Annotated in this window: 16 protein-coding genes; 7 read left to right on the top strand and 9 right to left on the bottom strand. The window is 59.3% G+C overall.

Going from position 1 to position 21,353, the window contains the following annotated elements; all coding sequences use genetic code 11:
• The first annotated feature begins 261 nt into the window (after positions 1 to 261).
• From ACI3L3_RS09990 to fsa, 4 genes are all read left to right on the top strand, one after another.
• A complete protein-coding gene (locus ACI3L3_RS09990; protein WP_404844963.1) occupies positions 262 to 1,428 on the top strand; it encodes an LL-diaminopimelate aminotransferase in 1,167 nt (388 codons plus the stop codon).
• Positions 1,407 to 1,925 (top strand): 2-amino-4-hydroxy-6-hydroxymethyldihydropteridine diphosphokinase, encoded by a 519-nt coding sequence (gene folK / locus ACI3L3_RS09985; RefSeq protein WP_404845221.1) that lies wholly within the window; start codon positions 1,407 to 1,409, stop codon positions 1,923 to 1,925. Before ACI3L3_RS09990 ends, folK begins: the two co-directional genes overlap by 22 nt.
• Before the next feature lie 74 nt (positions 1,926 to 1,999).
• Complete coding sequence (locus ACI3L3_RS09980; RefSeq protein WP_404844962.1) at positions 2,000 to 2,308, top strand: transcriptional regulator; 309 nt, start codon at positions 2,000 to 2,002, stop codon at positions 2,306 to 2,308.
• Between the two features lie 281 nt (positions 2,309 to 2,589).
• On the top strand, positions 2,590 to 3,240 hold the full coding sequence (gene fsa / locus ACI3L3_RS09975; protein ID WP_404844961.1) for a fructose-6-phosphate aldolase: 651 nt from the start codon (positions 2,590 to 2,592) through the stop codon (positions 3,238 to 3,240).
• A gap of 407 nt (positions 3,241 to 3,647) precedes the next feature.
• Here fsa and ACI3L3_RS09970 read toward each other — a convergent pair whose 3' ends face one another.
• From ACI3L3_RS09970 to ACI3L3_RS09945, 6 genes are all read right to left on the bottom strand, one after another.
• Positions 3,648 to 4,235, bottom strand: a complete 588-nt coding sequence (locus ACI3L3_RS09970; RefSeq protein ID WP_404844960.1) for a flavodoxin family protein — start codon at positions 4,233 to 4,235, stop codon at positions 3,648 to 3,650.
• 3,201 nt (positions 4,236 to 7,436) lie between these two features.
• Positions 7,437 to 9,797 (bottom strand): CHASE2 domain-containing protein, encoded by a 2,361-nt coding sequence (locus ACI3L3_RS09965; protein ID WP_404844959.1) that lies wholly within the window; start codon positions 9,795 to 9,797, stop codon positions 7,437 to 7,439.
• A 369-nt stretch (positions 9,798 to 10,166) separates the two neighbouring features.
• Positions 10,167 to 11,075 (bottom strand): lysophospholipid acyltransferase family protein, encoded by a 909-nt coding sequence (locus ACI3L3_RS09960; protein WP_404844958.1) that lies wholly within the window; start codon positions 11,073 to 11,075, stop codon positions 10,167 to 10,169.
• Entirely contained in the window at positions 11,076 to 12,008 is a 933-nt protein-coding gene (locus ACI3L3_RS09955; protein WP_404844957.1) for a polysaccharide deacetylase family protein, read from the bottom strand.
• Entirely contained in the window at positions 11,995 to 12,633 is a 639-nt protein-coding gene (locus ACI3L3_RS09950) for a lysophospholipid acyltransferase family protein (RefSeq protein ID WP_404844956.1), read from the bottom strand. The genes ACI3L3_RS09955 and ACI3L3_RS09950 overlap by 14 nt, the downstream gene beginning before the upstream one ends.
• A gap of 3 nt (positions 12,634 to 12,636) precedes the next feature.
• Positions 12,637 to 14,427, bottom strand: a complete 1,791-nt coding sequence (locus ACI3L3_RS09945; protein WP_404844955.1) for an ABC transporter ATP-binding protein — start codon at positions 14,425 to 14,427, stop codon at positions 12,637 to 12,639.
• Positions 14,428 to 14,911: 484 nt separating this feature from the next.
• Between ACI3L3_RS09945 and yedF the strand changes: the two genes are divergently transcribed.
• Together yedF and ACI3L3_RS09935 are read left to right on the top strand one after the other, a co-directional pair.
• A complete protein-coding gene (gene yedF / locus ACI3L3_RS09940; protein ID WP_404844954.1) occupies positions 14,912 to 15,535 on the top strand; it encodes a sulfurtransferase-like selenium metabolism protein YedF in 624 nt (207 codons plus the stop codon).
• Positions 15,536 to 15,544: 9 nt separating this feature from the next.
• Positions 15,545 to 16,657 (top strand): pseudouridine synthase, encoded by a 1,113-nt coding sequence (locus tag ACI3L3_RS09935; protein WP_404844953.1) that lies wholly within the window; start codon positions 15,545 to 15,547, stop codon positions 16,655 to 16,657.
• 103 nt (positions 16,658 to 16,760) lie between these two features.
• Here the strand turns inward: ACI3L3_RS09935 and ACI3L3_RS09930 are convergent, their stop codons facing one another.
• Positions 16,761 to 17,360, bottom strand: coding sequence for a hypothetical protein (locus ACI3L3_RS09930; protein ID WP_404844952.1), 600 nt, complete (start codon positions 17,358 to 17,360; stop codon positions 16,761 to 16,763).
• 16 nt (positions 17,361 to 17,376) lie between these two features.
• On the bottom strand, positions 17,377 to 18,051 hold the full coding sequence (locus tag ACI3L3_RS09925) for a LolA family protein (protein ID WP_404844951.1): 675 nt from the start codon (positions 18,049 to 18,051) through the stop codon (positions 17,377 to 17,379).
• A 187-nt stretch (positions 18,052 to 18,238) separates the two neighbouring features.
• On the opposite strand from ACI3L3_RS09925, the gene ACI3L3_RS09920 reads away from it, so the two are divergent.
• Positions 18,239 to 18,784 carry an L-2-amino-thiazoline-4-carboxylic acid hydrolase gene (locus tag ACI3L3_RS09920; RefSeq protein ID WP_404844950.1) on the top strand — a complete coding sequence of 182 codons (546 nt, stop codon included), beginning with the start codon at positions 18,239 to 18,241 and terminating at the stop codon, positions 18,782 to 18,784.
• A gap of 244 nt (positions 18,785 to 19,028) precedes the next feature.
• Here ACI3L3_RS09920 and ACI3L3_RS09915 read toward each other — a convergent pair whose 3' ends face one another.
• A complete protein-coding gene (locus tag ACI3L3_RS09915) occupies positions 19,029 to 21,335 on the bottom strand; it encodes a DNA translocase FtsK (RefSeq protein ID WP_404844949.1) in 2,307 nt (768 codons plus the stop codon).
• Positions 21,336 to 21,353: the final 18 nt, after the last annotated feature.

Genomic DNA, 21,353 nt, shown 5'->3' with positions numbered 1-21,353 from the left:
GAAAAGCGGCGGCTGTCCGTCACAAAACGACGATGACAATCACGCAGGCCGCGTTGGCGCGGAAAACGGCGCAATACAGCGCAGCGGGGCAGAATTTGCGCATGTCTTGGCCCGCAAAGGGGCGTCTTTTCAGCACTCGCGGGTTTTGCGGCGCGCGGCGCAGTTGACATAGCCTGCGGGGGGCGGTTACTTTTCGCCCTTTACCACAGGGAATAACTGGATACCGCTTGAACTGGAAAACACCTTTGAAGGAGACATCTCGTGTCTGAATTCAAGCTTGCCCGTCGTGTGGCCGACCTTCCGCCGTACCTTTTCGCCCGTATTGATAAGGTGAAAAAGGAAGTTGCCGCCCGCGGCGTAGATATCATCAGCCTCGGCATCGGCGACCCCGACCTGCCGACGCCGGATTTCATCATCGACGAACTGTGCCGCTCCGCACGGAAGCCGGCCAACCACCGGTATCCGGATTATGAGGGGCTGGACGAGTTCCGCAGCGCCGTGGCCAACTGGTATGGCCGCCGCTTCAACGTCTCCCTCGACCCCGCAACCGAGGTGGTGAACCTTATCGGCTCCAAGGAGGGCATCGCCCACTTTGCGCTGGCCGTCACCGATCCCGGCGACGTGAACCTGGTGTGCACGCCCAACTACCCCGTGTACCCCATCGCCACGGACTTTGCCGACGGCGAAACCGTGTTCATCCCGCAGCCGGAATCCAACAACTTTCTGCCCCTGCTGGACTCCGTGTCCGACGAGATGTGGCAGCGTGCCAAGTCCATCTACGTCAACTTCCCGAACAACCCCACGGCCGCCATGGCCACGCCGGAGTTCTTCCAGAAGCTGGTGGACCGCGCCCGCGAGACCAACACCATCATCGTGCATGACGCCGCCTACACGGAAATCTATTACGACGACAACAACAAGCCCCTGTCCATCCTTGAGACGCCGGGCGCCAAAGACGTTGCCGTGGAATTCCACTCCCTGTCCAAGACCTACAACATGACCGGCTGGCGGGTCGGCATGGCCGTGGGCAATCCGCAGCTCATCGGCGCGCTTGGCAACATCAAGACCAACGTGGACTCCGGTTGCTTCCAGGCCGTACAGGAAGCCGCCATCCTCGCCCTGAACGAGGGCGACGCCGCCGTTGAGGAAAACCGCAAGGTCTACCGCAAGCGCCGCGACGTGATGGTAAAGGCCCTTGAAAAGGCCGGCATTGAATGCCGCGTGCCCGACGCCACCATCTACCTGTGGGCCAAGGTGCCGGAAGGCTACACCTCCGCCGAATTCGTCACCAAGATGATTGAGGAGAAGGGCGTGGTCATCACCCCCGGCAGCGGCTTTGGCGAGCCGGGAGAAGGCTTCTTCCGCATCTCCCTCACCGTGCCCACGGAGCGGCTTGAGGAGGCGGCATCACGTATCTCCAGCCTGTAACAGCCTATATCTGCCTCGGTTCCAACCTTGGCGACACCGAAGACAACCTCGCCCGGGCCATCACGCGCCTGGGCGAGATTTCCGGTGTTCGCGTGGACAAGACCTCGTCGGTCTTCTTTACCGAGCCGCAGAATGTGAAGGAACAGCCGTGGTTTGCCAATCAGGTTGTGCGCGTGGTATGCGAGCCGGATGTTTCGGCGCATCGTCTGCTTGATGCACTGCTGACCGCGGAAAAGGACCTTGGACGTGAGCGCGGCGAGGCGGCAGTCCGCTTCGGCCCGCGCATCATCGACATTGATCTGCTCCTCTACGGCAATGAAGTGCTCATCACTCCCACGCTTGAGGTGCCGCATCCGCGTATGAAGGACCGCGCCTTTGTTCTGGTTCCCCTTGCGGAACTGGCAGGCGACTTGCTCTTTCCGGATGGCGACACCCTGCGCGACGCCTTGGGGCGCCTTGACTACCGCGTGGATGAAGCCAAAATCTGGCAGGACTAGCGCCGCCGCGCTCCTGCTGCGCGCTTTTTCAACCCCTTTAGCGACAGGCCGCGTTGTGGCCAAGTGGTGCGAACATGCTGAAATTCCTCATCGTCATCGTCTGCGCCTTTCTCCTCTTTAAGCTCATCAAGGGCGACCAGAAAAAGAAGGTCGCCAAGGAGCAGAAGGAAAAGGAGACTATGTCCGCCACTGGCGAGACCGTCAAAGACCCCATCTGCGGCACGTATGTGCCTAGTGACGCCAACATCCGCGTGAAAGACGGCAGCGGCGTTCACTGTTTTTGCAGCTACGAGTGCCGCGACAAGTACCTCAAGCAGATTGAGGCCACTCCGGCCCAGTCCAGCGCCGCCAAAGGCGAAGAGGGCGCGCCCGAGGGCGACTAACGCCGCCACGGCATCCGCGCGGGCAGGGCATTGCCTCCGCGCCCCGTGCCAATTCTACTCGTATCCTCCATCGCACCCCGTGCGTGAAGGGAACACATAGCGCGTGCGACTGCGCGCCCGAGAGGGCATCGCGCGCCGCGCCCGTAGGCCTTCAAACGCCCCGACCAGACGACGCCCCACGGGGTCAGCGTCCGGCCGGGGCGTTTTGCATTTGAAAACCGCGCCCTTTATGCTAGGTTGGCGGGAAGTTTCCGCTTTTTAACCTCACAAGGGAGCCATACATGCGTTTTTTTATTGATACGGCAAATCTTGAGGAAATCCGGGAGGCCAAGCGTTATGGCCTGATTGACGGCGTTACCACAAACCCGTCGCTCTTTGCCAAGGAGTCCGAAAACTGGCGCACTCTGGCAGAGAAAATTTGCAAGGAAGTCAACGGTCCGGTCAGTCTCGAAGTCGTCGGAACAACGGCTGAAGAAATGATAAAAGAAGCGCGCGACCTCGCTTCCATCGCCTCCAACGTGGTGGTGAAGATTCCCATGCTCCTCGAAGGCATGAAAGCGGTGGCTCAATTGTCGTCAGAGAACATCGCCACCAACGTCACGCTATGCTTTTCGCCGTCTCAGGCGCTCATCGCCGCCAAGGCCGGTGCGACCTACATCAGCCCCTTTGTCGGCCGTGTGGATGATATGTCCTACGACGGAATGGAAATGGTGAACCAGATTGTCACCATCTACCGCAACTACGACTTCAAAACACAGGTGCTCGTCGCCAGCGTGCGCAGCCCCATGCACATTGTGGAATCCGCCCTCATGGGCGCAGACGTTGCCACCATCCCCTTCAAGGTTCTCAAGAGCCTGTCCCAACACCCACTCACGGATATCGGGCTGGAAAAGTTCCTCGAAGACTGGAAAAAAGCCCCCGGAGCTTCCTAACGCCCCGAGTGGCGAATACAAACGAGCAAAGGACGCCCCCGCGCGAAGCGGAGGCGTCCTTTTTTATGTGTGGCAGGATCAGAGAGAGGCGGAGGGTGGGGGAGCGAGCGCGACGACCACCCCGGCAAAAAAGAAGAGGCTCCGCAGGGTTAAGGGCCGTGGGCCTCAACAATCCCGTTTATACGCCAGTGATGCGTTTCAGACGAGCGGTCTCTATCAGGCCCCGGCGTTGGCGCCACGCCTCCGCGGGCAACTGCCTAAGCATGGAAGAGGCCGCCCAACCCCTTTTTTCGGGCGGGCTTCCAGCCCGAAAACCTAAGGATTCTTAAGGACGTAGTCCTTAAGCCATCGGAGATATCCTCTTGACCCCGGCACGACGACCCGGCCTGCCCCAAGACACCCCTTCGCTACCCTTTGAGCGCGTCGGCAAGGGTTTCGCCGGCGTTGTAGCCCATTTCCATAAGGTCTTGGTGTGAGGAGATGATGCCACGATCGAACAGCGAGGGCACGGACATGGCGGAGACGATGTCATAGCCGAGCGCTTCAAGCGGCAAACGCAGGGCGTCAAGGGCGAAGCCGAGTTCCTTTTCGTCGGGTTGCTCGCCAATGATACCGATGACGGCTTTGCGCCCCTGTCCTGCGAGCCTGCTGGACCAACCGCGCGGGCGGGTGTCCTCAAAGTCATAATAACAGTACAGCCTGTCAATAAAGGCCTTCATCCATGCGGTAACATTGTAGTTATGCACTGGCGAGATGAGGACCAGCCCTTTGGATTCCTGAATGCGTGGGTACAAAAGGGTCATTCCATCCTGTAGGCGTGTACAAATCTTGTCTTTGCGGCATTTTTCGCATCCGACACAGGATTCGTAGCGGTAATCACGCAGATGCGCTGAATGAATATGCCGCCCTTTGTCGGCCGCACCGCTCAAAACGGCGTCGAGCAGTGCGTGCGAGTTCCCTTTTCTTCTGGGGCTTCCTTCTACTCCTAGAATCATATTTCCTCCCGCGATAGCCGATACATACGCATAATTTGCTGAATTGCGATGCTCTTTTATGCATTGTGCCAGCAGAAGCAAGAAAAGACCATGCTGCGAGAGGTGCATGCGGCGAATCTGTGTCGCCAATGGACACTGATGGCAGAGAACGTGCGAAGAGTTGACGGCGGCAACCTCACCAAACAGTACAACGAACTCTCCTGACTCCCTCCCTCTGCGTCCAAAGCAGAAACAGACTAAAGAGTCCCCGTACCATCCCCCCTCACTCGCCCAGCAACGCCTGTGCGGGCTTTTTCCCTCCCGCAGCAAGGAACACGTCACATAGACGTTGAAAACGCCGCACAAAGCGAATTTGCGCGTTTTGAGCTGCACCAAGCACTCACGACGCACAAAGAACGTCGTCAAAGTCAAAAAAGGATGGGCAGACAGGCCAGTAGGGGAGGGGAGGCAGCCTCGAAAGGGCGAACAACCGCCGTTCCAAAGCCTTTCGCCAGAAAAAAGGGGGGCAACATGGCTCAGAACACCAACTAGTGGCCCAATTCGAGTGTTCTTGACGCAGAATGCGTGCAACGTGACGACCAAAGGTCCAATAAGCAACGAAAAAGCGAAAGGCACAATGATACCAACACAAAACAGCCATTGAGAGCTGGCAGTAATCATCACAAGAAACCACATTACAGCGCAAAAGGCGTAGGAAAGCACACGCTAACGAGAAACAGGCGACATATTCACAGTCAGCAAAAGGAAATCCTGACGCAGACCCGATGCCAATGCGGCAAAGAGGCAACAACGCAGCGCCACGAAGCCGTCAAAGAAAGGGGAGCTGCATCAAATCAGCACCTCGAAGCCCTTCAAGGCGTGTGAATAACCTGTCGACGAACCGTGGAAAAGACAGTCACAAAACCACCTCGGCGCTGCTTGCCTAAGGCCTCAAAAACGCCGTGAAACATTATGGTGAAAGGAGGCCTAAACATACTTAGGACCGACCACCAAAGGCGGCGCAAAAGACGTAAAGGACACCTTCTGTGAAGCGAGAAAGATGAGACAGCACGCGGCATTGAGTGGCAAAGCCGCGCCTCTGAACAACGAGGCGCACAAGTCTGCAAGGCTGTGCACCACGGTCCAATATGGCGCGGAGTTCCGGCGAGAAAGAGCCGCCAGGTTCTGGGCGTAATCCGCCTAGTAAGTCGCATATCAATGCTGTGAAAGCTGTGGAATTCAGCAGGAAAAGCCCTCGATCAGAAACTCTCCGAAGTCAAAGACCTGAAACTCAGGGACCGAATCATGGCAAAAACGCGCCTGACGAAGCCGCTAAATACGGGGGCAAAATGCCAGGGTGAGAGTTCGAACGAGGCCCGTTTTCGACTTGAATAAAAGTCTCATAATGTAAATTATGTTAACTTTAATAAACGGAAGGAAATGCGGAAGCCTTTTATTCATGCGGGTTTTGTACTTTTGGCCCTGTTCGTGAAACACTTTTCACACGTTTCGCTTGAGGTTGAAGGATTTTTGGTCCTGCAGCCACTGCCCCGGACGGAAAACCTGCTAAGTGCTGACCTGCCTCACCAGCCATTCGGACAGAAACACCACTCGAATTCGACACCCATCTCCCTTCCAACACCTCTGCGGCTTCGTCTTTTACGCCGCCAGGAGTAGGCATATTTCGCCTGAGGACTCCTGCCTGGATGCGCATTTCTTTTAGCCACACGTTGAGGCCACATGCACGGGAGTCGCGCCTCGATTTCTCCCACAGAGCGTTAGGAGATCGCTTTCCTTTCAGGCTCTCTCCCCTGGCTTCACCGCAGTCAGCAATGCACAGACCTCCCGCCTCAGCCAGCGGAATCACTACGCATTTCCCAACTGATCAAGGTGTGAAACACGGCCTCCTCACAGTTCCAGCAGGAGCCATAAGTCGCGCTCGGATGAGTCCCTTTTTACCCAGGAACACGCCTTTTAATCCCGCCTGTCGCAAGACGGCCTCTGCGTAGGCGAACCGATGCTCTTGCCTTCTTGCTCGGCGTCACCCCACACTATGCGTGGAGCTTTCTTCAGCGGCTGGACAAAGGGAGGTAAGCCGCGGCGGCACTCCGCCCCGTTTCCGCGCGATGAAGCCCCTCAGGAGCCGCCAGAACCCTCTAGGCACCTTGAGCCCTCCAAATCCATATGAAGCGCATACGCAAGCCCTGAACGACGCCGAGACGAGAGGCAGGCGTGACATCTCCACCCCGGTGACGGAGTTATTTCCCAGCCAAAGACACGGCAGGGTCAGGCAAACATTCCTTCTGTGTCCGCTCTCTGTGTCTTTGCGTCTCCAAGCCCCACGCAAGCGGGAATACTCTGCATTTCGGCTCGCCCCATGCCGGAGCCACTCGAAGTCCAGTGGGAGGCCTCTCAAGGCTCAAACAACGGCCAGAGCACACCTTACGGCTTTACAACGCCTCGCACGCGCTCTCCGCACAAAAGATGAAGGAAAGACTGGTCGATAAGGCAGGCGAATTTATCCTAAGGGAGGATGGTCAGATAGGACGAGAAGGAGGGGATGTCGTGGTCATGCGAGCAGTGCTCCACGCTGCCAGTTGCACAACCTCTTCTTTGCAAAGCCGTTCAGTCTGCAAGGAGCATGGTGGCGGTTTGTACCGCTTTTCAAAACTTAAAGTTCTACTTAAAGCAAGACCAATAAGGCCTCGATTCTACTGGTTTTTATTCATCACTCACACTGCACAGACACCCGCTTCACGCCCTCTCGCTCCACTCCCCTTCCAGCATGCTCAGCCGTCCTCGTACGAAGCGTTCGGGCGGAGATTGCTCATTGCCACAATAAAGAGGATACCGCATGCCTTTGTTTATGATCACAAACTCTTGCGATGTTCTCCAAGTTTCGGTTGAATTTCTGATTCTACACGTTATTCTTGAGGAATATTTGAATATTATGGCATATTTCAAGCGTAAACTTTGCTTTACTCCTCGGGAGTGGACCAAGCTCCTTCACAAGCCACATCTCCTGCGCGCATATTCGGCTGCGACAGCACGACAAGTCCGCCACGCAAACACTGCTCAGTTCCTTGCACCTTCGTTACTCCATGAGCCCTTCTGGGTGTCAGGAACTCGGAGCTGCTTCAAAAAAAACAGATATCCCAGAATGATATGACCAACTTAAAGTAAAACTTTAAGCATCAAAAGCCGCGCAGACCCCCCTCTGGGCTACTTCTTCGTCATGCGATACACGCCATCCCAGCTTTCACCAGGCGGAACAGGCGGATTGTGCGCGTACTCTTCGCAGCGCTTCACATACACCTCGGAGGGCGTGGTCTTGCCTTCCGGAACGCGTTCGAATTCCAGCGCCTCGGTGAAGCGTTTTTTTGCGGGTTCCCAGTCCATATTCAAATAAAGCTCCATTCCCTCGTCAAAGAGGGTAAACAGGCGCTTCTCCTTCTCCGTCAATTCGCCCTTCATGGCGCACAATTCGTACACTTTCACAGGCTCGTCCTTGCCCACAACGGCGATGGTGTCGATAAAGCGCACCTCCACCATATCGCGCACCACAGCCCCCTCCCCTGCGGGCTGTTCAAGCACAAACTCGCTGATGAGATTATACACGCCGTACTGTTTGGCTCCAGATTCCAGACGCGCTGCCAGGTTCACGGCGTCGCCCATCATGGTGTAGTTCATGCGCATGGTGCTGCCCATGTTGCCCACCACAATTTCACCGGAATTGAGGCCGATGCGCGTTTTCATCTCGTGCACCACGCGGGGCCATTTATCGCCGGGGGCCCACTCTTCAGGCGGAAATCCCTTGAGGTTACGCTCTGGCTCGCCGGGCAAAATGCGCTCCGCCTGCCATTTGGCGCGTAGCTCCAGAATGCTGGCCTGCATGCGCACGGCAATGCGGCACGCCCGCAGCGCGTGATCCGGCACGTCCATAGGCGCGCCCACAAACGCCACAATGGCGTCGCCTTCGTACTTATCAAGGGTGCCACGCTCCGCGATAAGGATATCCGTCATGGCGGTGAGGTATTCATTCAGCAGTTCTACAAGCTGAGGGGCGGAGAGCTTCTCGGAAAACGTGGAAAAGCTCTGAATATCGGAGAAAAACGCCGTGATTGTCCGTGCCTCGCCGCCGAGTTCCGGCATTTCCTTGTTCTCGAACATCTCGTCGATAAGTTCGGGCGACAGGTAGCTGGCAAAGGTGCTGTGCAGGAACTTTTTCTGCCCCTCTTCGCGCCAATATTTCATCAGCGTCAGCAGGGCAAAATTCCCGCCAATGGCGAGAAAGATATACAGCGGCGATATGGAAAACCCACGCTCACCCATGGACCACAGCGCCCCATACCACGCCCCGGCCACGCAGACGCCAAGGGGGATAACGCTCAGGGCCGCGCTGGCCCACGTCAGCAGGACAGCCGCAAACACGCCCGCGCCAAACGTTAGCGAAAGCTCCATCTCGCGCGCCCATTCCGGCACATGCAGAAAGTCCTCCGTAAGGATGTTGTCCACCACGTTGGCGTGCACCTCCACGCCCGGAAGCGTGGCGTCAAAAGGGGTGGCGCGCAGGTCCAAAAGCCCTGCGGCGCTGGTGCCGACAAAAACGATTTTCCCCTCCAGTTCATGCTTTCCAAGGCTTCCGTCCAAAATTTTGCTGGCGGAGATGTAGCGGAAAGTGTGACGCGGCCCGCGATAATTGCACAAAAATCGCCCGGATGTGTCCACGGGGACAATGGTGCGCCCTATCTTGACACTCTCAAGGCCGTTTGCTCCTACCTTGAGTGTGGCTTGGCGCACGCCAGAGGCCTTCATGAGCGCAGCAAGGGAAAGGTTCGGATAAATTTCTCCCGCGTAATGCACCAAAAGAGGAATCCGGCGCACCACGCCGTCAGCATCCGTTGTTGTATTGATAAAGCCGGACATATCCACGGCCCGGCCCAGAACAGGCAGGTTGCAGACCACAGACGGCGCGCCCGTCAGGTACTGCTCATACTCGCCGGCACCTGAGGAGCGAATCACAGCGCGGGACAGTTCGTGCAAGGCGCAGTCCTGCGAGCCCGCACCCTGTGCCTGCCCGGCAAAATTGAAGAAATAGCCCAAAACAAAGGGCCCTTGCCCCAATACACTGGCAAAGACCCTGTCATTATCCATAAGCGCCTCAGGCATGCCCGAGAACTCAACTTCCACATTCAGATCACGCCGAAGGTCCTTTTTGAGCACCACGGGGGAGGTACGGTCCGCCTCGGCAAAGAGGATATCCAGTGCCACCACCCGCGCCCCGGCATCACGCAGCCGCGCCAAAAGCAGTGCCACGCGGTAACGCGGCCACGGCCACTGGCCATACTTCGATAGCGTCCGTTCATCGAGGTCCACCACAACCGGCACACCCGTTGTCGCCGGGGTATGCGTCTGCTGGAGCATGGCGTCATAAAGCTTAAGATCGAGCAGCTTAAGAAAATACGGCTGACGCACGTACAGCCACGCCACAAGCACGGAAAACGCAAGGCCTGTGATAAAAACGGGCAACCGCCCGCCCAGCAGACGTTTCAGCACCGTTTTGAAGCGCCCCTTCTCGGTCATGATGCCCCCTCATCGACTGGGGTGAAGGTGAAAAACGTTGGCTTGTGGCGATTCTCGGAGGCATTGTCTTCGCGCAGGGGTCCACTGCCTCACGCAAGGAGTCAAGCCCCTGAGGGCTTTCGCAGCCAATGCGGCGTCCATCCGGCAGTGACAGCAGGCCACAGTGGCGTCAGTCCACGAGTGCCATCGCCCAACAGACCAAGACGCCTCAGCATACCACTCCCCGCGCCAAAGGGCACCCCTTGGCTCGGAGAGCAGGAGGCGTTGCCTTCGTCGGCGGCAAACGCCCCATCACAACCGTTCGCCCGCGCTGTGCCACAAAAAAAGGCAGCCATTTGGCCGCCTTATACTTTTCTTTCAAGTGGAACTTCAACTTTGAAGCAGTGGTCCGGAGTACTGCCAGCCTTCCGGGGGCTGGGTCTTCCATCTGCGGTGCATCCAGTACCACTGATCGGGGAATTTGCGGATAATCCGCGTCACTGCGCCTGTGTAAAACTCTGCGGCTTTCTGGACACGCTCGTCTCTGGACCCTTTCAGGTCGCGGGTATCAAGGTAATCCTCAGTGTGGATAACATAGCCGCCTTTCTCATCGCGGAGCATAAAAATGGGACAAATGCAGGCCTTGGCGCGCACAGCAAGCAGCGCCGGCCCCATATTCACCGCCGCGAAGTCCTTGAGGAAGGGCAAAAACACGGCTTCGCTGGTACTGCAGTTATGGTCGACCAAAAAACCCGTCATTCCGCCCTGCCGCAGACAACGCAGCACCTTAGGCGCCGCCATGCGGTGCGCCAGCACGTCCACATCGGGCTTGCTGCGCAATTCCGTCATCAATCTATGCAGAGCTTCGTCCTTAGGACGCCGCACAACGATTTGTTTGGGGCTACGACGTATAAAGAGTTGGAAAATGCCCGCAAGAAGCTCCCAGGCCCCCATATGGGCCGTAGCGGCGATGGCAGGCCTGTCGAGATCGCGAATCTTCTGAAAGGACTCGGGCGTGGCGATGCTCAGCCGGTCCTGCACAAAGCGCCAATCCACACGGCTGGAGAGGAAAATCTCCAAAAACGATCGGCCACTGTTGCGGAAACTGCGGCGCGCTGTAGCCTCCGCAATGGGGCGCGGCAGGTCGAGGTGGCGCATCATGCCTTCCGTCGCCATTTTGCGGCGCTCGGGGAGCACGGTCCACAGCAGGTCGCCAAGACGCTCTCCTGCACGGGCCGCCGTCTCAAAGCTCATGGTCTGCCCTGCCCGGGCAAGCCCCTGGTAAACAATCTCTTTCATCTAGATTCTCATCCATGCGTAGAGGGCCGCTATGGTCTTGCGGCTGTAGATGGCAACGCGGCTTTTGAACCAGCTAGGGCCTTTTTTGCGGCGAACTTCCAAACGGCAGATGTGCGCGGGCGACGTTCCGGGCGCGACCGGGCCATTCTCCAACGTGAAGAGCAGGCGAAAACCTGCGGCCTGCGCGGCTTCCACTGCAATAGGATGCGCGGCGCCCCACGGCCAGCCAAGGGATGTCACCTGCGTGCCAAAGCGCTTTTCAAGGTCGCCACGGCTGGCGCTGAGGTTATCCTGAACGCGCGCGAAGAATTCGTCGTCCGTTTCCAGACGCTCCTTGTCCGCCAGATACAGATGGGCGGTGAACTCCGGCACCATGCGCGGCGGCTCGCCCTGCTCCAGCCCGGCATGCCAGCGCGCATAGGCCCAGTGGTCGGGCTTTTCCGGCTTCTGCCATGGGGGCATAACGCCCATGACGTGAGTTGTGGAATGACTCCCGATGGCAAAGGTGCCGTCCGCTATGATGGAGCGGATTTCACTCTCGCTCATCCACGCCCCGCGCGCGCCGGAGACCAAAAACTCCCGGTGCGCCTCGTGGGCGGTAATGGGCTCGTCCGTTCCGGGTTCATCCTCCGGGCGGATGCGGTTGTTGATGATGAAAACCGTGGCGTGCAGGTCATGTTCACGGAAAAACGGCGCGACGCGGGTGTACAGGTCTCGAAAGCCGTCGTCGAACGTGACGCAGACCGATGGCGCAGACAGCGCCTCGCCATCCAAAAAGCGCTCCAGCCGGTCCAAGCTGATGGTGCGGACGCCATGCGCCTTGAGCCACAGCATCTGGCGCATAAATGCGGCCCACGGCATGCCGTTGCCATCAATATTGTGATAGCACAGCACCGGCACGGAGGAACGCCCAACACACTTAGACCAGAGCATCCAGTTTTTCCTTGAGTTTACGGCGCTCCTCGGCCAGCACCTCGTCGGTGAGTTTGGCCTCGGACACGTGATACGGCTCGCCAAAGATGATGCGGCAACTGGAAAACGGCAGCGGCAGAATGAATTTGTCCCACGAGCGGTCAAAAACCTTGGCCCGGGAAGGGACAACGCGCGCCGGAACAATGGGCGAGCGCGCCTTTTGGGCCAGATAGAACACGCCGTCTTTCACCTCGTGCCGGGGACCGCGCGGGCCGTCAACGGTGATAAAGCCCTGCCTGCCCTGCTTTCGCACCATGCGGCATGCGCCCATCAGCGCGCGCACTCCGCCGCGGCTGGATGAGCCTTGGCAAATGTCCACGCCAAGGTGGTTCAGCATGCGCGTCGCGATGGTGCCGTCTTTGCTGAGGCTGACAATGCCCACCCACCTGCTGCGCGTACGTGCGCGCAACTTCGGGAAGATAAACAGCTCGTTGTGCCAGCACGCCAGCACAATGGAGCCTTCGCGCTCCCAAATGTCCTGCAGCGGCTCAATGTTCTCCGTACGCACCCGAATGGTGGCCGTCCACAAACGGTACAGCCACGACAACGGCAGGGAGACGACTTCAGGATTGAGAGGGATTTTCATGGGCTATTCGGCCTCGTCCGGGGCTTCGCCGGAAGGCCCGGCGTTTTTGAACTGCATGTTGTAGAGCTGGGCGTACAGGCCGCAGGATTCCAAAAGCTCGGCATGGGTGCCCTGCGCCACAATGCGCCCGCTCTCCATCACCACAATCTTGTCCGCACCAAGGATGGTGGACAGACGGTGGGCAATGACGATGCTGGTCCGGTTATGCATCAGGTTCTCAAGGGCGGCCTGCACCTTGCGCTCGGCGTGGGTGTCCAGCGCGCTGGTGGCCTCGTCAAGGATGAGGAGCTGCGGGTCCTTGTAGAGCGCGCGGGCGATGGTCAAACGCTGCTTCTGGCCGCCGGAAATCTTGGTGCCGCGCTCGCCAAGCACGGTATCGTAGCCTGAGGGCAACTCCTGAATAAACCCGTCGGCATAGGCCATCTCCGTACACTTTCGCACCACGTCCGGATCCGGAGAATCGTTGCCGTAGGCGATGTTCTCCAAGACCGAGGCATTGAACAGGAACGTATCCTGACTGACAATGCCAATGTTCCGGCGCAGGGAGGCCAGCGTGTATTCGTCCACATTGCGGCCATTTAACATAATGCGGCCGGACTGCGGCGTGTAGAAGCGCGGAATCATATTGACCAGCGTGGTCTTGCCCGCGCCGCTTGGGCCCACAAGGGCCACCTGCTCGCCCGCCTTCACGGACAGCGTCACGTTGTCCAGCGCAGGAGCCTCGCAACCGGGGTAATGCAGAGTCACGCCCTCAAGGTGGAGTTCCTTAAAGTCTCCCTCCAAAATGGCGGAGCCGTCCTGCTCAATGGTGTACTCCGGGGAATCGAGGATGTCGAATACGCGTTCTGCGCCGGCAAGGGCGCGCTGAATCTCCATATTCGCGCTGTTCAGCTTCTTTACCGGGGCGTACATGAGGCCCACCGCGACGAGGAAGGAAAAGAACGAACCCGGCGTGGTCGCGCCTTCAATAACCTGCGTGCCGCCGTACCACATAACAAATGCGGTCCCTACAGCGCCCACAAGGTCCATCACCGGGGAGGACAGCTCGCTGAACACGACTTCCTTTCCGGCAATCTTGACCAGCCTGTTATTTTCCTTGGCGAACTTTTCGGTTTCGCGCTCTTCGTTGGCAAAGGCTTTGACCACGCGGATACCGTTAAAGATTTCCTGCAGGATGACGTTGATATCCGCAATTTTGCTCTGGTTTTTGCGGCCAATTTTGCGCAGCTTTTTACCAAAGAAAACAACCGGATAAACGGCAAGAGGAAAACCCACAAGCGCGATGCAGGCCAAAAACGGCTCCTGATAAAACGCCACGCAGATAAGCCCCACCATCTCCAGCGCCTGCCGGATAAGCATGACGATGGACGGCAGGCTGTTGCGAATCATGGAGACGTCCATGGTGATGCGCGACATCAGGTTGCCCACCTGCTGTTCCTCAAAGAAGCCAACAGGCAGATGCATCATCTTGTCGTGTAGCTCATTACGCAGTGTTTCCAGCACCTTGAGGCCACACATACGCATTTCGAAGTTCTGCAGGTAACGGAAAACACCCTTAATGAGGAAAACCGCAACGTATGCAGCGGGGATAATAAGCAGGGCCTGCTCATTTTTGTTGCCGAAGATATCGTCGAAGGCCGGCTTGACGAGATATGCGGCCGCGCCGGAACAGGCGGCCACGATGGCCATAGAGATTACGGCCAGAAAAATGCGGAATTTGTATGGGGTGAAATATCCCAGAGAGCGCTTGAGAAGCGGGATGCTCTTGACCTTTCTATCGTATTGCTTTGCCACGTATACTCCCGAAGGATGATCTTGTCTTTGTGCGAGAACCGCAGGATGCGGCAACGCGCGCAAACGCGTACAGATAAAGGATTCCCGCCCCGAAATCCAGAGGAAATTCCGGAGCACGCCCGCTACGCCCGGGCATTTTGGGGTGCGAGCTTGTGCGCGAGGGGCCACGCGAGGGCGTAGCGGGCATGTCCTTAGATAAAAGAGGCTTCGCGGCGCAACCGGCGCATCCGCCGCCAGCCGGGGATATCCCTGCCCCGTGTCCCCCTACGCGTGCTCGCGCCCTGCCCTCCGGGCTGTCACGCGTTGGTGCGTAGGGCGGCTTCGCCACGCCCAACCACTCAGAGTTTCAGACAAGCGCCCGCGCCGTAGGGCTTGGCGCTGTTAGCAGGTTTGTCTATGCATTTGGCGTATTGCAATCGGAACTATCAATTTGACCCGCTGGCTTTCTCGCGTTTCCATACATGGATTAAGGAGACCCCGCATAATGACAAAGAATATACTCGACTGCAAAGGCCTACCCTGTCCGCAACCTGTCCTGACCGCCAAAAAGCACATAGAAGCCGAAGCTCCGGCCGAATTCTCCGTTATTGTTGATAATGAAGCCGCCAAGGAGAACGTAAGCCGGTTCATTGGAACCAAAGGCTATGCGGCTTCCGTCTCGGAGACCGAGGGTGGCTGGATGATTACCGGACGCCTTGAGGCCGCCGCGCAGGATGGCGCAGAATGCGAAGCCTGCCAGATTATGAGCTCCGCCGAGCTTGCCGCCGTGGACCAAAAGGTGACGGTGTTCATCCAGCGCGACGTGCTGGGCGGCGGTGACGACGAGCTTGGCTCCAAGCTGATGCTAAACTTTCTGGCCACCCTGCCTGAGTTTGGCGAGGAACTCTGGCGCGTAGTGCTCGTAAACGGCGGCGTCAAGCTGGCCATCGCCGGCAATCCGTGTTGCGAAAAGATTCAGGAGCTGGAACGGATGGGCGCAACCGTGCTGGTTTGCGGCACCTGTCTGGACCATTTTGGCCTGCTGAGTCAGAAGGCCGTAGGCGAAACCACCAACATGCTGGACGTGGTGACAAGTCTTCAGCTTGCCACCAAGGTCATTAACGTCTAGTTACGGGGCATGCCCAAGAACACCCCGAAATCTTCCGGGCGTCCCGCCTCTGCGGAGACGCCCTCTTCCGATTCCCCGACATTGCTGCGCATCAACCGCGCCTTAGCCATGGCCGGAGTCTGTTCCCGCCGCGCCGCCGACGAGTTAGTGGCCAGCGGAGCCGTGCGCGTCAACGGTCAGCCCGCGGACCAGCCCGGTCTGCGTATCGACCCCGCCACCGACGTGGTGGAGGTCAACGGATCCCCCGTGAGCATTCCCGTTCCCGGACAGGAAGAACACGTCTACCTCGTCATGAATAAACCCGTGGAGGTCGTCACCACCGCGCGCGACCCGCAGGGCCGCCGAACAGTGCTGGACCTGCTGCCCCCGGCCCAGAGGGGACGCCGCGTGTTTCCCGTTGGCCGGCTGGACTACTACTCGCAGGGACTTTTGCTCCTCACCACGGATGGCGAGCTGACCAACCGCCTCACGCACCCCCGCTGGCATCTGCCCAAGGTCTACAACGTCCGCGTCCGCGGCGGCGTTACCGAAGACAAGCTGGACGTGATGCGCAAAGGCATGACGCTGGCCGAAGGCGAACGCCTTGCGCCAGTGCCTGTTGAGGCCAGCCGCGACGGCGGCGAGGGAATTCTGCTGACCATGACGCTCATTCAGGGCGTAAACCGCCAAATCCGGCGTATGTGCCGCGACCTTGGCCTGACCATCCTCCGGCTGGAGCGCATTGCACAGGGCCCGGTCCGCCTTGGCCGTTTGCCCAAGGGCAAGGCCCGCGAACTCACCCACGCCGAACGCACGGCCCTGCTGACAGCCGTGGACATGCCCGCCCCGGCCCCGGCTCAGGGCGGCTCTCCCGCCGGTACGCCGTCGCCCCAAAAGTCCGGCCACGGCGGCAAACAGGGCGCAGGTCCCCGAGGCGGCAAACCACGCCGCACTTCAGGAGACAGCCGTCCGTATGGCGACGCCCCACGCGGAGGCAAAGGCCGTCCCGCAGGCCCACGCTCCGGCAGGCCAAACACAGAAAATTGGCGCGGCGCAGACCGCCCCGGCGATTCTGGCGGTGGCCGCCCACGCGGCGGACGCCCTACACGCCCGGCCAAAGGCAAGCGCTCCGGCGAACGCTAGCCCGTCCGCTCCTCACTTTTCACGCATCCAAACGACAAAAGGCACCCGGAATGGGTGCCTTTTGTTTATGCAAAACGTTCTGCGAAACGGCGCCGCACACAATTCACCCCACCGGATAGCGGATGATGATGCGGCGGCGCTGGGGGGAGGATTTTTTGCGGTCTGAGAGGTAGAGGCAGTGCAAGGGGCCGCATGGGGTAAAACCGCGTTCAGCAAGTGCGGCGCGCAGGGCGCGCACTGCTTGTGGCAGGCTGTCCGGCGGGCCAACGTGGAGCATCTGCATTGATGCCCCCTCCTCCAAGTACTCGAAGCGCACGTCGAGGATGTCCGAGTTTTGTTTGCGCAGGACGACCTCCGGACGCACGGCCTCCACACTGGGCGAGGAAACGAACTCCGGCATACGCAGCAGGAGTTTCCAGTTGCAGCGCTCCGGCGGGGTTTCCAGCACATCCGCCCCGCCATCGCCCCACCACAGGGACTCCAGCTTGGGCATGTAAAAATCGCGGCCTTCCTCGCGCGCCAGATGCTTCACGCCGTAGGCAAGGGCCGTCACTGCGGCGGCCATCCGCTCAAACTCGTGCCCGCCCGGCCTGCCCTGTCCATTGACGCACAGGTAGGCAGCAGGCGGAAAATCAACCAAATGCGGGCGAGGCTCCGCCGAGTAGTACTGCGGATAGGCCGTGGTCAAATCAAGTTTGCACACGCAGGGGCGCACCGTCCTATGGCTTGCTGTTCTCCACGATTTCCACGTCTTCCGGCGGCGTGAAGGTAAAATGTCCGTCCGGGAAATCTGGATTCAGATGCAGCTTGGTGAGGGTAACGTCGTTCTCGTTGCCAAAAAAGTCGACAATAACCACCCGGCGCAGCAAAAAGCTCTCCGGCGTCAGCCACAGATAGGCCTGCACAAGGTTGGATTCCGGCGTGTGCGGTATGAGCTCCAGCTTAATGTAGCCATCCTCGCGGCCTTGGGGCGTCACGTAGAATTCCTCGTCCAGCCGGGCCTTTCCGGACAAAAAGCGAAGCATGGTCTTGGAGCCGAGCACCTGCTCCACCGTGTAGCGGTAGACCGTTCCTTCCTCGGGGAAATAATCCCACACGGCGTCCTGCCCCACCACGAGGAGTTCCTCCTCCGGGGTGGCCGTCTGCCAGCGCACCAGCGAGGGATTCTTGAAGGCCAGCGCGCCGGTGCGCGTTTGCGTTGAACCGTTTGCCGCGTTGGTAAGGCGTTGCACGATGTCCGCAGAGAAGCCCGTCAGGGCCTCGTATTTCTCCTGCATGCGTGCGGTTATCTCCGCTGCATCGTCAGCGGACGCGCTTTGCTGTGCACAAACGGCCCCGCCCGATGCCCAAAGCATCAGCGCGACCAGTATCGCCACGATACTGCGTTGGCGCATGTGTCCTCCGAAGTTCGTTGAGTTGTTGCAGTTCATAGTGAAAAGCTGTAAAAATTACAGTGTGTTTCCCGACAGGAATGCACGGGTTTCGTCCAAATGTCCAGATGCCACACCACGTGGCATGGCGCAAGGACGGTGGCCCGCGCCACTTCGATTGGTCTTGTGCATTTGCAACCGGAGGGAATCCATGACACATCCGCCGCTATCCCAGTTGGAGCGTCGCCGGGTGGAGGCCCAAATGATGGCGCGCATGTTTGCCGTGCTGTCACAACGCTTCGGGGACGAAAAGGCCCTCGCCCTCATCGGAGAAGCCGTGGACGCCGAGGCGGAAGCCGCCGGAAAGCGCTTCGCCGCCGCCGCGCCCAACGGCCCCAGCCTTGAGCACTTTGCAACCTTCATCGACCTTATGCGCGCCGGGAATGCCTTGGATATCGACAGGCGCGAAATCCAAGGCGACGTCTTTGCGCTGGACATCACCCGCTGCCAATACGCGCACATGTACATCAAGGAAATGGGGCTTTCGCCGGAGCTGGCATGGACCATCTCGTGCCGTCGCGACCTTGCCTTTGCCAAGGGCTATTCCCCGCATCTGCAACTGGCCCGCGCCACCACCATCAGCACGGGCGGGGGCATGTGTCCCTTCCGCTATGTCTGGACCGAGGACCGCACCTTTAGCGACGAGGTCCCGCCCACGCGCGCGGCTTCGTCCTCGTCCTCGCCTCCGGCAAGCTAGGCGAAAGCGCGGCCCATACGGGCGGTCTCCGGCAGGACACTGAGCACCCATCCCAAACAGCCCGGAGCCAAAGCGCCGCGCCGTACACAACACAGCATGCACAGCGGCTCCCACACTGTGGGAAGTCGCCCCGCTCCTGATGCGCCAAGCGCCCCCTCCAAAACAGCAAACGGCCCGGCCACCATACAAAGGGTGACCGGGCCGTTTTATGTGTTTTCCAAAGCTCCGCCGCGGGGCGGCGCGCTTATTCGCGTCCCACAATAACCTTGCGGGGCTTGCTGCCGTCGGCGGGACCAACCACGCCGTCCTGCTCCATCTGCTCGACAAAGCGGGCCGCGCGGTTAAAGCCGATGCGGAAACGGCGCTGAATGAGGGAGATGGACGCTTTGCCCTGCTCCATCACGAATTCCACGGCCTCGGCGTAGATGGGGTCGTCGGGGATGCCGTCGCCGCCACCGCCGCCGTTGCCACCTGCGCCACCGTTGGCCGCGTCGCCGTCCTTGGACCATTGGCCGAAGTCGAGATCAAACTCGGGCTTGGCCTTGGCTTCCCAATACTCAATGATATTGCCGATTTCGTCCTCGTCCACCAGTGCGCCATGCACGCGGTTGTGCTTGCCGCCACCGGGCTTAAAGAGCATATCGCCCTTGCCCAGCAGATGGTTGGCGCCCACGCTGTCCAAAATGGTGCGCGAGTCCTGCGGCGAGGTCACGGTAAAGGCAATACGGCTGGGGAAGTTCGCCTTAATGAGGCCGGTCACAACGTCCACGGAGGGGCGCTGCGTTGCCAGAATCATATGAATGCCCGCCGCACGCGCCAACTGCGCCAGCCGCACGATGGACGTTTCCACTTCCTTACGCGCCGTGAGCATCAGGTCCGCAAGCTCGTCAATGACAATAACGAGGTACGGGATGGGCTCTAGGTCCTCGCAGCCCTCGGGGCGCTCGGTACCCAGCTTTTTCAGCTTGTTGTTGTAGCCCTCGATATTGCGCACGCCAAGGCGCGCCATGGCGTCGTAGCGCTTGTCCATTTCGTACACGGCCCAGTCGAGGGCGTTTTTGGCCAGCGCCATGTCCGTGACCACCGGGTGCACCAGATGGGGCAGCTTGGAGTACACAGACAGCTCAATGCGCTTGGGATCCACCAGAAGCAGCTTCAACTGCTCCGGTGACGCCTTGTACAAAAAGCTAAGGAGCAGGCAGTTCAAGCACACACTCTTACCCTGACCAGTCGCGCCAGCCACCAGCAAATGCGGCATTTTGGCGAGGTCGGCCACGCAGGGCTTGCCGTAGATGTCCTTGCCAAGGGCAAGGGTCAACAGCGACTTGGAGGACTTGAACGCCTTGGAATCGATAATTTCCCGCAAGAAGACCGTCTGGCGGTTCTCGTTGGGGATTTCCACGCCCACGGTGTCGCGGCCGGCCAGCGGCGCTTCAATGCGCACCGCACTGGCGCGCAGGGCAAGGGCCAAGTCCTCGGAAAGGTTGGCAATCTTGCTGATTTTTACGCCTGGGGCGGGCTTGTATTCAAACATCGTGACCACCGGTCCGGGATCGGCCCCCTTCACTTCGCCCTGAATGCCGAAGTCCGAGAGGCAGGTCTCAAGGTCGTTGGCCTTGGTTTCCAGCACGTCCTTGGGGATGACTTCCGCGTCCGCCGGGGGCGCTTTGAGGAAGTCCACCTTGGGCGGGCCGGAGGTGTCGATAGGTTTCTTAACGGGCTGAGGCTGGGCTTTCTTGGCCGCAGTGGCCTTGGTCGCAGGCTTCGCCTGCGCTTCCGGCTCACCCTGCGCCTCCGCTTGGGTGGCGGACAGGGACGGGATGTACTCGTCCTCGCCCTCAGCCTCGGCCTTTTTCTTTTTGCCAAACTTTGGCGTCAGCAACTTGCGGCCCTTGCTCTTCTTCTCTGCCTTTGTATCGGCCTTTTCGGCTTTTGCCGCTGCGTCGTCTTCACGCTTGCGGCGACGGCGCGCGGCGCGTTCGGTCAGCTTGGCGATGGCGTCCAGCCAGCGCATGCGGATGCGCTTGGCAAATCCGGCCCACGTGAGGCCGGCCATAAGCTGCAGCGACACCAAAAAGGTGAACAGCCAGACAAGAAACGCCCCAAGGGGGCGCAGATAGTATTGGGCTTCGTTATACAGGACGGCGCCAAGCAGGCCGCCGCCCGAAATGGCACCGATGCGGATGTGCTCGCGTGCCCAGTCCGACGCGCCAAAGCTATTGAGCGCCACAAAGAAGAGATAAACCCCGACCCAGCGCCACCACACAGGGAACAGCCGATGGACAAAATTGCCTGCGGCCAAGGCGGCTAAGGCGATGGGGAACAGGTAGCTTGCCACGCCAAACAGCATGACCAGCAAATCGGCCTGATATGCGCCAATGAGCCCTGCAGCGTTGTGGACCTTGTGCCCACTGCTCACCGCGTGGTTCAGGCTGGGGTCCAGCGGGCTGTAGGTCGCAAGGGAAATAAACAGCAACAGCGCCCAAAAGGCGAGTGCGAGGGCCATAATCTCCTTCAGGAGCTTGGCGCCGTTTTGTGTGCGTTCCTCCATGATATATGCGGGGGGCGG

Source organism: Desulfobaculum sp. SPO524 (assembly GCF_044987625.1).
Classification (GTDB): Bacteria; Desulfobacterota; Desulfovibrionia; order Desulfovibrionales; family Desulfovibrionaceae; genus Desulfobaculum.
Note: the sequence above shows the minus strand (reverse complement) of the source record. Positions and strands in the feature narration are given on the sequence as shown.

Coding starts and splice junctions, on each gene's coding strand:
- ACI3L3_RS09960 (WP_404844958.1), bottom strand. CDS start 11,075: ATGAAAGAGATTGTTTACCAGGGGCTTGCCCGGGCAGGGCAGACCATG.
- ACI3L3_RS09915 (WP_404844949.1), bottom strand. CDS start 21,335: ATGGAGGAACGCACACAAAACGGCGCCAAGCTCCTGAAGGAGATTATG.
- ACI3L3_RS09980 (WP_404844962.1), top strand. CDS start 2,000: ATGCTGAAATTCCTCATCGTCATCGTCTGCGCCTTTCTCCTCTTTAAG.
- ACI3L3_RS09970 (WP_404844960.1), bottom strand. CDS start 4,235: ATGATTCTAGGAGTAGAAGGAAGCCCCAGAAGAAAAGGGAACTCGCAC.
- ACI3L3_RS09950 (WP_404844956.1), bottom strand. CDS start 12,633: ATGAAAATCCCTCTCAATCCTGAAGTCGTCTCCCTGCCGTTGTCGTGG.
- ACI3L3_RS09955 (WP_404844957.1), bottom strand. CDS start 12,008: ATGCTCTGGTCTAAGTGTGTTGGGCGTTCCTCCGTGCCGGTGCTGTGC.
- ACI3L3_RS09965 (WP_404844959.1), bottom strand. CDS start 9,797: ATGACCGAGAAGGGGCGCTTCAAAACGGTGCTGAAACGTCTGCTGGGC.
- ACI3L3_RS09925 (WP_404844951.1), bottom strand. CDS start 18,051: ATGCGCCAACGCAGTATCGTGGCGATACTGGTCGCGCTGATGCTTTGG.
- yedF (WP_404844954.1), top strand. CDS start 14,912: ATGACAAAGAATATACTCGACTGCAAAGGCCTACCCTGTCCGCAACCT.
- ACI3L3_RS09920 (WP_404844950.1), top strand. CDS start 18,239: ATGACACATCCGCCGCTATCCCAGTTGGAGCGTCGCCGGGTGGAGGCC.
- fsa (WP_404844961.1), top strand. CDS start 2,590: ATGCGTTTTTTTATTGATACGGCAAATCTTGAGGAAATCCGGGAGGCC.
- ACI3L3_RS09935 (WP_404844953.1), top strand. CDS start 15,545: ATGCCCAAGAACACCCCGAAATCTTCCGGGCGTCCCGCCTCTGCGGAG.